General features: G+C 72.1%; 20 protein-coding genes. 9 read left to right on the forward strand and 11 right to left on the reverse strand.

Annotation, left to right across the window (positions count from 1 at the left end; translation table 11 throughout):
- Positions 1-97: 97 nt before the first annotated feature.
- The 5 genes from K7I03_RS22390 to K7I03_RS22405 form a co-directional block, all read right to left on the reverse strand.
- Positions 98-607 carry a hypothetical protein gene (locus tag K7I03_RS22390; protein ID WP_185945331.1) on the reverse strand — a complete coding sequence of 170 codons (510 nt, stop codon included), beginning with the start codon at positions 605-607 and terminating at the stop codon, positions 98-100.
- A 26-nt stretch (positions 608-633) separates the two neighbouring features.
- On the reverse strand, positions 634-1,551 hold the full coding sequence (locus K7I03_RS22395; protein ID WP_185945330.1) for a phosphotransferase: 918 nt from the start codon (positions 1,549-1,551) through the stop codon (positions 634-636).
- A 78-nt stretch (positions 1,552-1,629) separates the two neighbouring features.
- Positions 1,630-2,112 carry a Uma2 family endonuclease gene (locus K7I03_RS22400; protein ID WP_224347162.1) on the reverse strand — a complete coding sequence of 161 codons (483 nt, stop codon included), beginning with the start codon at positions 2,110-2,112 and terminating at the stop codon, positions 1,630-1,632.
- A gap of 3 nt (positions 2,113-2,115) precedes the next feature.
- Entirely contained in the window at positions 2,116-2,247 is a 132-nt protein-coding gene (locus K7I03_RS33880; protein WP_260630399.1) for a hypothetical protein, read from the reverse strand.
- 164 nt (positions 2,248-2,411) lie between these two features.
- Positions 2,412-2,882 carry a hypothetical protein gene (locus tag K7I03_RS22405; RefSeq protein ID WP_185945329.1) on the reverse strand — a complete coding sequence of 157 codons (471 nt, stop codon included), beginning with the start codon at positions 2,880-2,882 and terminating at the stop codon, positions 2,412-2,414.
- A 149-nt stretch (positions 2,883-3,031) separates the two neighbouring features.
- Between K7I03_RS22405 and K7I03_RS22410 the strand changes: the two genes are divergently transcribed.
- Together K7I03_RS22410 and K7I03_RS22415 are read left to right on the forward strand one after the other, a co-directional pair.
- Positions 3,032-3,370, forward strand: a complete 339-nt coding sequence (locus tag K7I03_RS22410) for a hypothetical protein (RefSeq protein WP_185945328.1) — start codon at positions 3,032-3,034, stop codon at positions 3,368-3,370.
- Between the two features lie 43 nt (positions 3,371-3,413).
- Positions 3,414-4,016, forward strand: coding sequence for a GNAT family N-acetyltransferase (locus K7I03_RS22415; RefSeq protein ID WP_185945327.1), 603 nt, complete (start codon positions 3,414-3,416; stop codon positions 4,014-4,016).
- 9 nt (positions 4,017-4,025) lie between these two features.
- Here the strand turns inward: K7I03_RS22415 and K7I03_RS22420 are convergent, their stop codons facing one another.
- The 3 genes from K7I03_RS22420 to K7I03_RS22430 form a co-directional block, all read right to left on the reverse strand.
- Positions 4,026-4,460 carry an ester cyclase gene (locus K7I03_RS22420; RefSeq protein WP_185945326.1) on the reverse strand — a complete coding sequence of 145 codons (435 nt, stop codon included), beginning with the start codon at positions 4,458-4,460 and terminating at the stop codon, positions 4,026-4,028.
- A gap of 126 nt (positions 4,461-4,586) precedes the next feature.
- Positions 4,587-5,468 carry a maleylpyruvate isomerase family mycothiol-dependent enzyme gene (locus K7I03_RS22425; protein ID WP_224347163.1) on the reverse strand — a complete coding sequence of 294 codons (882 nt, stop codon included), beginning with the start codon at positions 5,466-5,468 and terminating at the stop codon, positions 4,587-4,589.
- Between the two features lie 39 nt (positions 5,469-5,507).
- Positions 5,508-5,990, reverse strand: a complete 483-nt coding sequence (locus tag K7I03_RS22430; RefSeq protein ID WP_238513515.1) for a RibD family protein — start codon at positions 5,988-5,990, stop codon at positions 5,508-5,510.
- Between the two features lie 173 nt (positions 5,991-6,163).
- Between K7I03_RS22430 and K7I03_RS22435 the strand changes: the two genes are divergently transcribed.
- From K7I03_RS22435 to K7I03_RS22460, 6 genes are all read left to right on the forward strand, one after another.
- Positions 6,164-7,402, forward strand: coding sequence for a helix-turn-helix domain-containing protein (locus K7I03_RS22435; RefSeq protein WP_185945324.1), 1,239 nt, complete (start codon positions 6,164-6,166; stop codon positions 7,400-7,402).
- A gap of 70 nt (positions 7,403-7,472) precedes the next feature.
- Positions 7,473-7,724, forward strand: coding sequence for a hypothetical protein (locus tag K7I03_RS22440; protein WP_185945323.1), 252 nt, complete (start codon positions 7,473-7,475; stop codon positions 7,722-7,724).
- On the forward strand, positions 7,721-7,957 hold the full coding sequence (locus K7I03_RS22445) for a hypothetical protein (RefSeq protein WP_185945396.1): 237 nt from the start codon (positions 7,721-7,723) through the stop codon (positions 7,955-7,957). The genes K7I03_RS22440 and K7I03_RS22445 overlap by 4 nt, the downstream gene beginning before the upstream one ends.
- Positions 7,954-8,223, forward strand: coding sequence for a DUF7848 domain-containing protein (locus K7I03_RS22450; protein ID WP_185945322.1), 270 nt, complete (start codon positions 7,954-7,956; stop codon positions 8,221-8,223). Before K7I03_RS22445 ends, K7I03_RS22450 begins: the two co-directional genes overlap by 4 nt.
- On the forward strand, positions 8,220-8,771 hold the full coding sequence (locus tag K7I03_RS22455; protein WP_185945321.1) for a hypothetical protein: 552 nt from the start codon (positions 8,220-8,222) through the stop codon (positions 8,769-8,771). Before K7I03_RS22450 ends, K7I03_RS22455 begins: the two co-directional genes overlap by 4 nt.
- 9 nt (positions 8,772-8,780) lie before the next feature.
- Entirely contained in the window at positions 8,781-9,131 is a 351-nt protein-coding gene (locus tag K7I03_RS22460) for a hypothetical protein (protein WP_185945320.1), read from the forward strand.
- Positions 9,132-9,261: 130 nt separating this feature from the next.
- On the opposite strand, the gene K7I03_RS22465 is transcribed toward K7I03_RS22460, so the two are convergent.
- Positions 9,262-10,254: a helix-turn-helix transcriptional regulator gene (locus tag K7I03_RS22465; RefSeq protein WP_185945319.1), complete on the reverse strand. Its 993-nt coding sequence runs from the start codon at positions 10,252-10,254 to the stop codon at positions 9,262-9,264.
- Positions 10,255-10,383: 129 nt separating this feature from the next.
- Between K7I03_RS22465 and K7I03_RS22470 the strand changes: the two genes are divergently transcribed.
- Positions 10,384-10,782, forward strand: coding sequence for a VOC family protein (locus K7I03_RS22470; protein WP_185945318.1), 399 nt, complete (start codon positions 10,384-10,386; stop codon positions 10,780-10,782).
- 19 nt (positions 10,783-10,801) lie between these two features.
- Here K7I03_RS22470 and K7I03_RS22475 read toward each other — a convergent pair whose 3' ends face one another.
- Together K7I03_RS22475 and K7I03_RS22480 are read right to left on the reverse strand one after the other, a co-directional pair.
- Positions 10,802-11,338 carry an SMI1/KNR4 family protein gene (locus K7I03_RS22475; protein WP_185945317.1) on the reverse strand — a complete coding sequence of 179 codons (537 nt, stop codon included), beginning with the start codon at positions 11,336-11,338 and terminating at the stop codon, positions 10,802-10,804.
- Between the two features lie 9 nt (positions 11,339-11,347).
- Complete coding sequence (locus tag K7I03_RS22480) at positions 11,348-11,914, reverse strand: hypothetical protein (RefSeq protein ID WP_185945316.1); 567 nt, start codon at positions 11,912-11,914, stop codon at positions 11,348-11,350.
- Positions 11,915-12,044 lie beyond the last annotated feature (130 nt).

Genomic DNA, 12,044 nt, shown 5'->3' on the forward strand with positions numbered 1-12,044 from the left:
GTCGCCCGTCCTGTAGCTCGTTTCATACCGGAGGCCCCGGCCCCGCGCTCCTCGGCGCGGGGGCGGGGCCTCCGGGCTGCCCGTGCCGTACCGGTTCCTACTGGAGCTTGCGGCGGAGCGTTCCGCGCCAGGTCCAGCCCGCCGCGAGAACGGCGTCGCGGAGGGGGTCCTTGAGCATCGAGGTGTCGAAGCGGAACGTCTCGGTCGTCTCCAGGCGTCCCGTGGGACCCTTCCCGACGGTCCACTGCCGGGAGACCGTGTTCACGTTGCCCCACGAGTGCGTGGTTTCCGTCGCCAGGCGCCCCCGGCGACCGGACCGCGTGATCTCCCAGAGCAAGTCGAGAGCGCGGACCTCGTGGTCGGCCGGGACCAGTTTCATCCGGATCCGCAGGCGGCGGTCGATGTGGCCGCTCCCGGATCCGACGACGGGTTCCCGGACGCGCCACTCCGCCACCAGGTCGACGCCTTCGGGGGCGCCGTCGCGGACGACGTACGGGGTGTCGGCGGTGGCGACGGCCAGCAGCGCGGCGCGGACGTCGGCGGCGGGGCGCGGGGTGATCCCCGGGGCGGGGCGCCGGGTGCCGTTGAGTCTGTCGAGGAGGCCCATCGGGTCACCGTACGACGGATCCGCGGCTACTCCGCCGCGAGTTCCTCGTGGAGGCCGGCGAGGGCGGTGCGGTCGTCCTCGGTGCCGGTGTGCGGGGCCGCGAACCAGCGGACGTACTCGTCGATCTCGGAGAGGCGCCAGTCGAGGGCGAAGAGTTCGAGCATGGCCGGGTCGGCGTCCGGGCGGCGGTCGTCGGGCAGGTCCGCGTAGTCCCGCTCGCGCGGGGCGAGGGCCAGCGACTCCCAGTCGACCAGGCGGAGGCCGGACGGGGTGACGACCTGGTTGTCGTTGTGCGGCTCGCCGTGGGTCGGCACCCAGTCGGCGCGGCGGGCACGGGCGAGGTCCGCCAGCTCGTGGTAGCGGTCCGTCCAGCGTGCGATGGCGCTCCCGCGCGCGGCGATCGCGTTCCTGGCCTCCTCCGCCAGCGGCCCCGACGTCCAGGGCCGGGCCGTACGGTCCCGCACGTCCTCGGCGAACCCGGGCGCCACCCGCGGGGCCCAGGGCCGCAGCCCTTCCGGCGGCACGGCGCCGTGCAGTGCGGCGAGCGCCTCGATGACCTCGCCGACGTGCTCCGGGCGGGCCGCCTCCTCCTCGCCGGGCGACCGGCCGTCCAGCCACGGCGTCACACTCAGCGCACCCCCGCCCACGCCCACGGTGAACCACCCGCCGCGGGCACGCAGCGGCGCGCACACCACGTCCAGCCCCTTCGCGGCCAGCGCGGCGGCCCCCGCGTAGGCGGCCTCCAGCGACTCGGCGGTGTGGCGCGGCTCCAACTGGTCGAGCGTGACGAACAGCGCCGTACCGTCGGCGGCCGTCACACGCCAGTGGTAGGCGCCGAACCCCCAGGGCAGATAGGCGACTTCGGTCACGCCGGGCAGCGGCCAGTGCGCGGTGACCGCGTCGGTGACGGTGTGGTCGTCGATGAAGGAGGGTCGGGAGAGCATGGCAGTCGATCCTAGGCGGGGTGCGGGACCCCGTCACGGGATTTTGGCGCGTGCGGCTGCCCTCGACGCTCCCCGCGTTCACCAAGTGGCAGTGTCCACCTCGCAGTCGAAGGGCGCGGGGATGCGTACCTTGTCGCCGAACTTGACCTGGGTGTGGGCCCGGTAGCCGCGGTCGGGGGTGGGGTCGTGGTACGCGGTGACCGCCTTGACGGCCATGTCGATCAGGACGTAGACGGGGACGCCTCCCCGGCCGTAGACCTCCACCTTGTCGGTGAGGTCGAGCGCCCGTGTTGACGACGACGTCACTTCGCCGACCAGGGACAGGGCCTCGCCCGGCAAGAAGATGCTCTCGACGTCGACCAGGGCTTCGTCGGCCACGTGCAGGCCGGGCCCGTAACCCCTCTCCTGCTCGGGAAAGCGGAACAGGCAGGGTTCGGTGCCTACTTCATGCCCTTCCGGGGCGTGCGGCCTGAGCTGGCGCTCCAGGCTCCGCATGGCACGTAGGCAGCGGCCCTGCGGCCACGGCGACATGATGATCTTCCCCCCCCCGATGATCTCCACGCGTTACCCGTCGGGCAGGGTGTCGTTGACCTGCTCCAGATCGCGGCAGAGCTGCTCGAAATCGGCCTTCGGCTCGTCCCCGTCCCCACCACCGTGTATCGACTGGAGCGCCTCGCGCCGTGGAATGTCCACCATGATTGCCATCATGCGCCTCCCCTGATGAGTAAGCCGTGCACTACACACCGTAGCGGCCCCCACTGACAGTCCGGGGTTCGTTCGGCTCGGTGACCGCGAAGCTTCCGGGAGGGGGTCGCTTGGGTCGTCCGGCGCTTCGCGCCGCGAGGGACCGCCCGGCCGCGTCAGTCGTGGCGGAGGGTGTGGAGTTCGCAGACGTCCGGGTCCGTGGTGAAGCGGTACAGGCGCGGTTTCTGCCGTTTTCCCGTGACGTCGAAGGTGAAATCGCTCTGCCATTTGGAGAAATCGGAGTTCCAGTACCGATTTCCGGTGAAAGAGAGCTCGAGGTCATCGCGCATCCCGCTGGTTTTCCGTTCCGGCTGGAGTGCCCAGGTGCCGGCGGCGGCCCAGTCCGTGTGCTTGGGGTCGTTCGGGTAGTCGAACTCCGGCCAGTCGCTGACCTCGAACGTTCCGTCGCTCTTCAGCGTCAGGGTGCCGAAGGGATCGGCGCGATAGGTGCCGACCATGTCCTGACGAGTGAGCCCCGCCGGGCGGTCGCCCTCGTCACCACAGTCCCAGTAACGAGCGCATCCGGTGTTCGTGAAAGATACGGCCGCGATCAGACCGCATACCAGACCAAGCGCACGCAGGCGCATGACGTCCCCCCTGCATCTCCGAATTCCCGGAACGGTCCAAGAATCCCAGACGCGAATTCGCGCGCGTCACCGGGGTCCTGCCGGTTTTCCGCGCCTGTGCGTACCCATCATCGCGGGACTCCGGTGCGGACTTGTGGCAGCCTGCGGACATGTCGCAGCTTCGAGTTCACGCAGGTCGTCACTATGCCATCCAGTACCACTACGCCTTGCCGGACGACGCGTGGTGCGTGGAACTGAGCGAGGCCGTACCGGCGCCGGCCGCATGGGCCGACTGTCCCGACGCGCAGACGCACCTTCCCGGGAACGCCTGTCTGGTAGGGGTGATACCCGACGAGGATCCGGACCTGGAGCCGACCGTCCGCGTGTTCAGCCCGGAGGGGCACGTGATCCCTTACGAGATCATGTGCTGGTTCATGGAGCATGTGGCCGGTCAGGTCGAAGCCTGCCGTATCGCCTTCGAGCAGGGGGAATCCACAGGGGTGGAGTGATCGGGCACGGTGGCGTCGGGCCGGCATCGGGCACACTGTGCGGATGCCTCAACTGATCAGACCCGATGTGCGCGTTCACGCCTCTTTCGTCGAGGCCATGGAGGAATTGCGAGCCGAGGGACGAGGGGTTCCCGAGGACGATTCGATGGTCGGCAGGGACATCCTGCGCTACCACCCCCGGTGGCGGGACCCCCAAGTCTTCGCGGGGTACGTGGATTCGGTGCTTGCCGACGCGCACGAGGACACTCCTCGTCCCGAGGGTCACGTTCCCTCCACCACCCTCTGGTACGTCGACGGCGACACCTATCTCGGACGGATCGCCGTCCGCCACCGGGCCACCCCGCGCCTGCTGGAATGGGGAGGCCACATCGGCTACGACGTCCGCCCCTCCGCACGCCGGCGCGGTCACGCCACGGCGATGCTGCGTGCCGTCCTGCCCGTCGCCGCGGGCCTGGGCATCGACCCGGTCCTGGTCACCTGCGACCCGGACAACACCGGCTCCCGCAAGGTCATCGAGGCGTGCGGCGGCGTCTTCGAGGACGAACGGTCCGGCAAGCTGCGGTTCTGGATCCGGACCGGTCCGGACCGGGCCCCGGAGCCCCGCCCGGACGCCGAACGCAACGGAACGGCCGCCGCCGGCAGGTAGCCGGGAGCGTCAGTGCTCCGCGCGCGCGGCGGCGCGCTCCAACTGAGCCGTGATGCCCTGCCGGTCGATCTGGATCCAGTACTCGACGATCAGGCCGTCCTCGACCCGGTAGACCGCACTGGTCATCGCCGTGACCCGCGCACCGGTCGGCGCGCGGTCGCCGACCGGCCCGACGTGCCGTCCGGTCTGCGTCCAGCGGGCGTAGACCCGATCGCCTTCGGCGATGAGCTCGTCCACGGTCAGCGTGAAGGCTCCGTACGCGTCGAGCATCTCCTGGACGTGCTCGGTGTACTGCCGCGGTGTGCGCTCCACGACCACCGGCGCCTCCGAGACGACCTGGTGGGCCCGGACCAGTCCGGCCATGAAGCGGCCGGCCCGGTCGGGGTGCAGGCCCGATCGCACCTGGAGGAGGAACTGGCGGACTGTGTCCTTGGCGTTGGTCATCGGCAGAGTCTGGCATCCCGTTCGTGCCGCGACGGATGCGGGGACGGGTGGGCGGCGCGGTGGTCGCGCGCCGGAGTTCCCGGGTGGCCTCGGCGGGCCCGGGGGCTGTGGCGCGGGCGGCAGCCGTCAGTGGACGATCGACACGACGCGGCAGGCGGCCTCGGCCAGGGCGCGGTCGCCTTCGATGCCGGCGCGGGCCAGGGCCGTGCCTGGTCGGATGCCCCGGGTGCACAGGCGCCAGGCCGTTTCCGCGTCGAGTCGGACCCGCGCGGCCGGACGGCCGGCGTCCGGTTCGGCCAGCGTCCAGCGGGTCCCGGGGGCCGTGGCCGTAGCCGTAGCCGTGGCTGTGGCGGTCCAGGCGCCGCCCGCCGGGCCTTCGACCTCCACCCGGACCTGGGTGCCGGGCGGCGCGTCGACCGTGCGCAGGGTGTGCGGCACGGCCCGCATGAACGTGTCCAGGACCATCGTCAGCGCCCGTGGGTCCGGGTCGGTCGGCAGGCCGACGGCATGGCGGATCTGCTGGCGGTGCGTCCAGAACTCGGTGAGGTCACGGGCGCTGTCCAGCCACATCGGCGCCGGGTCGATCCCGGCCCAGGACACTCCCAGCGAGGGTGCGTCGAGGTCGACGCTCTCGAAGAAGCGTGTCGTCTGCGCGCCGATCAGGTCCAGGGTCTCGATGAGCGCGGCGGGACTGACCCGGGAGAAGGCCGTCACCCATTCCTGGTTGATGCGGTGGATGAACGTTTCGAGGGTCTCGCCCGGGGCCGGGGCGGGCCCGCTGGCGTGGTGGTCACGGTCGCGGGCCAGACGTCCGTAGCAATCGCCCAGCACATGTGCGGCGAGATCGCGCACAGTCCAGCCCGGCACCGCTTCCCTGTCCCACTCGGCGGGCGCCAGACCGCGCAGCGTGGCCATCAGCGCGGCGTGTTCGGGAGCGAACAGCGAACGGGCGTCGATCGGGGCGCCGAGCCACGCGGGGCCGGACGCGTCACCGGGTCGGAACTCCATGACCACAGCGTGGCAACCGGCCGCCTGCCCGGCCACCGTTTAACGCGGCCGCGCCACCAGACGGACGTCCGGGCCCGAACGGGCCACGTCGATCAGGTCGCAGCGCAGCGTGTCGCCGATCGTGCCGATCGTTCCGCCCTGGAGGGCGCTCTTGCCCCGGCCCAGGAGGGCGGGCGCGATGTACGCGATGACGCGATCGACCAGCCCCGCCGACACGAACGAGGCGGCGAGGGTGGGTCCGCCCTCCAGGAACACACCGCGCACGTCGCGTTCGTACAGTTCGCGCAACAGGGACGTGATGTCCAGGCCCTCCGCCGCCTTCGGCAGCCGGACGACGGTCGCCCGGCCCTCCAGGTGCGACGCGTCCGCGCCGTCGGCCACGGCGATCAGCGTCGGCGCGGCGTCGTCCAGCACGCGGGCGCCGCGCGGCGTCCGGGCGTGGGTGTCCACGACCACGCGCCACGGCTGGCGCTCGGCCGGTGTGGTGACTTTCAGGTCCGGGTCGTCCTTTGCCGACCGCACGGTCGGAGTGCGGGGCGCGGCCAAGGGGGCGAGTCCTTGAGCCTCTTCCGTGGTCGCTCCCGAACCAGATCGGCACTCGCTCACTGACGAGCGAACTTCGCCGCACGCCGAGGTCCCCCGGAAGCCGCTGGCCTACGCTGGTAGTTGAGCGCCCACCATCAAGGGGAACATCCATGATCGATGTACCGGAACTCAGCATCGGGGAGCGGATCAAGCACTACAGGACGAAGAGCGGGAAGTCGCAGGCGGCCCTCGGTGGGCTCGTCGGCCGCTCGGAGGACTGGGTGTCAAAGGTCGAACGCGGGCTCATTCCAGTGGACCGGCTGTCCGTGCTTCTCGACATCGCGCGCGTCCTTGGGATTCGGGACCTTGCCGACCTCACCGGTCCTACGGTCTCGCTGTCGCTCTCGTCTTCGCCGGAGCATCCCACGGTCCCAGCGATTCGCCGGGCTTTGCGCACCCCCCCCACGCTCCTGGGTTCCGGCCTGCCAGGTGAGCCGATGAGCACGCATGAGCTGGCTCGACGGGTAACCGAAGCCTGGCAGGTGTACGAGACGCAGACGCAGCGGTACGAGCCAGTTGGACGGGAGTTGCCCGGTCTGCTGGCCGAGGCGTACTTGACAGTGCGCAACACGACTGGTGACGATGAGTTGCAGGCGGCGCGTTCCCTGATTTCGCTGCTGCACCTCCACCAGGTCTTCTTGCGGCGCGTCGGCGAGCGGAAGCTCTCGCTGACGGCGGCTGATCGCGCGATGCAGATCGCCGATGACACCGGGGATCCAGCGCTCATCGCCGCCTCTGTGTGGAATGTGTGCGGAATCCTGACTTCAAGCGGGGAGGTAGCGGACTCCCTGGAACTGGCGCGGACGGCTATCGATCACGTACGCCCCGGGGGCGGGGCCACCCAGGAGCACCTCTCTGCTTACGGAGCGCTTCACCTCGCGGCTGCGATCGCGGCCGTGCGGGACGGAAAGGCGCCGGTGGCCTGGGATTTGCTGCGCGGGGCCGATGCTGTCGCGACACGCCTCGGAGAGGACCGCAACGACTGGCATACGTCGTTCGGACCGACGAACGTCAAGATGCACGCTGTGCATCTGGCGGCCGAGGAGGGTGACGCGGCGGAAGCGTTGCGGCTGGCCGACGACGTGGAGGTGCCTGAGCCGGGCGGCGTGCTGCCGCTGGAGCGCACGACCAGGTACCTGGTCGAGGTGATGCACGCGAACCGACTGACGGGTGACGACTACGCCACGCTGTACATGCTGCGAAAGATCAAGGACACGAGCCCGGAGGAGATCCGCTACTTCCCTCTGGTGCGCGACGCGATCGGCACGCTGCTCAAGCGCGAGCGGCCCACATACCGGCGCGAGCTGCGTGAACTCGCTGCGCACGTAGGGGTGCTGGCGGCGGCCTGACCCCGGAAGGGGTGGCGACCCGGAAAAAGCTTCCGGGCTGCTCCTCGTGTCCGGTCCTACGGTCTGTCACATGACGATTACCGAAGGGAAGCGTGGGGCGGGTTCCGTGACCGCGAACCCCACGCGGGGCGTGCGGATCGAGCGCGTTCCCGAAAAGTCGCTGCGTCACACCGAGGCCGGGCGGATCGGTCTGCCGCTCAGGGTTGTCGACAACGGCGTCGCGGTAGCGGACGGCGAGCTCGTGCTGACGCACGACGAGGCCGCTGGAATGCGACTGGAGCTCGACCGGCTTCTCGTCACCGCCGAGGGGGGTGCCGCATGATGCCCGCCCCTCGGCGTACGCCCGGGGACCGCGCCCGCAGGGCCGCGCTGGCGGATGCCGCCGTGGGCGGCGTGCCGGTGGAACCCGTCGACGGGCCCGCGCCCGCGCCTGGTTGCGACGTCTGTGAAGCGCTCGCGCGGCAGCGGATCGTCGCGCGGCGGGACGGTGACTTCTCGCGCGTTGTCGACTGCGACGTCGAGCTGCGGCGACACCCGCACGGGAGGCGGCGGTGACGCAAGTGGACAGCGTGGCGCCCGCGTTCGTACTGGCGCGGGACGGCGCGCGGGGGCTGCCCGTCGAGCCGGTGTACGAGTTCCAGTGCCGGGCCTGCCGGAAGACGTCCCGGGCGGGCGAGGGCGACCCGCTGGGAGCCGAGGTATGGGCGCTGAAGCACACGCGGCTGCACCCGGAGCACCGTACGTACTGCGCGGTGACGACCTCGTTCTGGCGGGTGGACCCGGATTCCGAGTCCAAGGCTGCCGGGGAGGTGGCCCGGTGACGTACGCGCCGCTGCCCCTCACGTACCCCACGCAGCGCCACCCCGGCGCACTGTGGCTCGTCTCCCGCGTCCTGCGGCCGCGCGAGATCCACGAGGACTGGGCGGAAGGCCGGACGCCCGCGATCGAGATCGGGCGGCGCTTCGACGTGATCCACCTCGCGGCGGAGGCGGTCGAGGGCGGCCTCGGCGGGGTGCGGACGGACGACGTCGTCGAGGCGGCGTTCCGGGCGGCGGGGATCGCGTACGGCGTGGTGGTGACCCGTCGGCGGGACGTCTACAGCGTTCTGGTGCGGGCGGGTACGGCGCGGACGTGGGCCGCCGGGAAGGGGACGCGGGCCGTCGGGATCGACGACCACCTGCGGTATCTGCGCGCGCCGCACCCCGGCCGCCGCGAAGGGCCGGGTGACTTCTGGCTGCTGCCGGTGCCGCACGCGGACGAGGTGCTGGCCGGGGCCGTGGAGGTGCGTGCGCTGCTCGCGCGGTCGGGAGGGAGGCCGGAGAGGGGTGGGGCGACCGTGACGTGGGGGGTGCGGCCGTCATCGGCGTAGGGTGGGCCGATGCCACTCGTGGAGATCACCTACGCGCCCCACGTCCCCGAGGACACCCTCCGTGAACTGCGGGACGCGCTCCCGCACTTGGTGTCCCTCGCGGTGGAGTGCCCCGAGGAGCCGTACGACGGCGCATTGCGGCCCGGCGACGTCGAATTGCGCTTCCGGCCGCTCGGGCCGCTGGACAGTGGCGGGCTGGACCTCGTCGTGGAGGTGCGGTCGAAGTGGTTCGAGAGCCGGGCCGCCGACCGGCAGGAGCGGGTCGACCGGCTGTGCGCCGGCGTCCGGTCGGTGAGTGGGCTGTCCGGCGTCGGCGTGTATCTGTCGCTGCCGGTCGCGGCGTGGGCGCAGGGGGAGTGAGGCTCGGAGTGAAGTGACGGGACGCGGCGCGCATTCGGGGGCGGGGCGCGCGGGCCGGTCCCGTTCCCGCGGTGTGGTGGGCTCCTGCGCCGCGTACCGGCCGGCCCGCCGCTCCCGACGCACGCAGCCGTCAGGTTCCGCGCGCGTACGACGCCAGGCGGTCGGCGAGCGCGGCGACGAGGTCGCGCAGCGCTTCGGGGCGTTCGATGACGAACGGCCGGTCGAGCGAGGCGAGGACCGGGGGCAGCCAGTCGAGCCGCTCCACCCGCAGTTCGACGCGCCGCCAGCGCTCGGCCGTGTGATCCCTCTCCGCCCCCTCCGCCTCGTCCTCGTCCAGGACGGCGACGGAGGCGGGCAGGCGGGCGCGGATCCGCTCGACCGTTCCGTGGATCCGCACGGTCACCTCGTGCCGGTACGCGGCCGTGGCGAACCCCGACAGGACCCGCTGCGCCGGGCCGGGCCCCTCGGGCTCCGGGAATGAGCCGGGCAGGGTCCGCGCCTCCGCGACGCGGTCGAGCCGGAGGGTCCGGTCCTCACCAACCTCAGGGTCCTCACCCGTGACGTACCACCGGCCCGCGTGGGCGACGATCCCGTACGCGTGCAGCGTGCGGTCGCCGTGCCGCCCGTCGCGGTCGGTGTAGCGGAGCGAGACCGGCCGGCGGTGGTGTACCGCGTCGGCGAGGGTGAGCAGGATCCCGGCGTCCGGGGTGTCGAACTCGCCGGGCCGGTCGGTGAAGTCGAGGGTTTCCAGGAGGGTGTCGAGCCGGCGGGCGAGGTGCCGGGGCAGTACCCGCCGGATCTTCGCGGACGCCGTCTCGTTCGCCGTGCGCTGGGCGGTCGTCAGCCCTGTGCGGCGGCCGGCGACCAGGCCGAGGAGCACGGCCAGCGCCTCGTCGTCGCCGAGCATGAGCGGAGGCAGGCGGTATCCGGGGGCGAGGCGGTAGCCGCCGTGGCGGCCGCGTACCGATTCCACGGGCACGCCGAGATCGATCAGTTGGGACACGTATCGCCGGACGGTGCGTCCTTCGACGCCGAGGCGGTCGGCGAGTTCGGCCACGGTGCGGGTGCCGCCCGACTGCAGGAGTTCCAGGAGGGTCAGCATGCGGCCGGTGGGTCGGGACATGGGCACCAACGTAATGCGCATACAGGACCGGTTCTGTCCGCTATTGCTCCTAGTCTGCGCGGTGCATGCTTCCGGTGCGGTTCTTGACGGCCCCTGCCGGACCTTGACGGCCCTTTGAAGGAGATCGCCGTGGACTTCGTCTCGATCCGTATCATCACCGGCGACGTGGCGCGTCTCGTCGCGTTCTACGAGCGGGCCACCGGCGCGCGGGCGGTGTGGGCCACCGAGGACTTCGCGGAACTCAGGACGGCGGGCGCGACCCTCGCGATAGCGAGCACCCGGACCGTCCCGCTGTTCGCCCCCGGCTCCGCCCGCCCGGCGGAGAACCATAGTGTGATCACCGAGTTCCTCGTCGACGACGTGGACCGCGTGCACCAGGACCTGGCCGGCTTCGTCTCCGACGTCGTCAGCGGGCCCACCACGATGCCCTGGGGCAACCGGTCGCTGCTGTTCCGCGACCCCGACGGCAACCTCGTCAACTTCTTCACTCCCGTGACCGAGGCGGCCAGGGAGAAGTTCGGGCGGTGACGCTGTGGTGGCACGCGGATCAGGCGCAGAGTCGCAGGATGCCGTCCTCGAAGCCCGGGAACTCCCGTGCCGCCGCCTCGTCCATGACCGTCTTCGCCGACTGCCGCCGGTCCGGGGCGAACCGCGCTGCGACCGCCGCGAGTTCGGGTACGCGGCGGGCGGGACGGGCGCGTTCGAGCGCGTCGACGGCCTCGAACGGGCCGAAACCGTCGGCCAGGAGCCAGAGGAAGGCCGGCAGGTCGCGGGCGACGACGCCCATCTCGCCCTCCGAGCCGAGGTGCACGACCGGCTGGGCGGTGAGGGGCGCGGCGGGCCGGACGAGCCAGGCGGCCGTGAGACCGCCCGACCCGTCCTGGCCGAAGACGCGGAACGCGTCACCCGTCACCTCGCCGTTGCCCGTCCAGGCGCGGAACCACGCGGTCGTCTCCCCGGCGGACAGGAACTCGGGGTAGAGCTCGAAATCGATGCCGTCGCCCTCCGCGTCGTATCCGAACTCCATGCTCGCCAGGGCGTGGAGGGGTGCGGGGAGGATGCGGTGGTCGTCCGTCGGTGTCATGGGCGCACGTTAGCGGTCGCCGCCGCCGCCCTCGCCGCCGCCGCCCTCGCCGCCGTCGCCCACGCCGGCGCCGCCTCGGTGGCCGCGGGCCGCCGCCACCGCGCACACCGCCGCCAGCGGGAGTTCCGCCGCGGCGGCCATGACCAGGGCCGAGGCCAGGTCGGCGCCCGGGGCGGCCGTCATCACGTCGAACCAGGCGTCGGCGACGAGCAGGGTGGCGGCCACCGCGGCCGTGAGCGTGTGGAGGACGTGGCGGCGTACGGCCAGGACGCCTGTCGTGATGAGGGCGAGGGCCTCCAGCGCGTCCAGCCCGACCCAGGCCGCCGACCACTTCGCGGCCGTGGTCTCGGCCGGCAGGCTCGTGGCGAGGACGACCAGCCAGGGGAGGAGGGCGAGACCACAGGCGGCCAGGGCGTAGCCGAGGAGACGGGGGCGCGGCCGGGGCGCGGGCGCGGGCGCGGTGGGCGGGTGCAGGAGGACGACCTCGGCCGTCGCGCCCGGCCCGTCCGCCGAGCCCCGGTCGTCCGCCGTGTCGCGTCCGGACGGTGCGTTACGGGGGAGGCGGAGGACGGTCATCGGGGCTCCGTGGGTCGGTCGGCGGGCGGCGGGGCGATGTGTTCCACGATGGCGGCGGGGGCGTCCTCCGGTCACTGGTACCGCTGTCCGTTCCGGGGTGGCACTGGCTTCACCCCCGGGACGGGAGTGT

The sequence above is a fragment of the Streptomyces mobaraensis genome (assembly GCF_020099395.1).
In the GTDB taxonomy this organism is placed as follows: Bacteria; Actinomycetota; Actinomycetes; order Streptomycetales; family Streptomycetaceae; genus Streptomyces.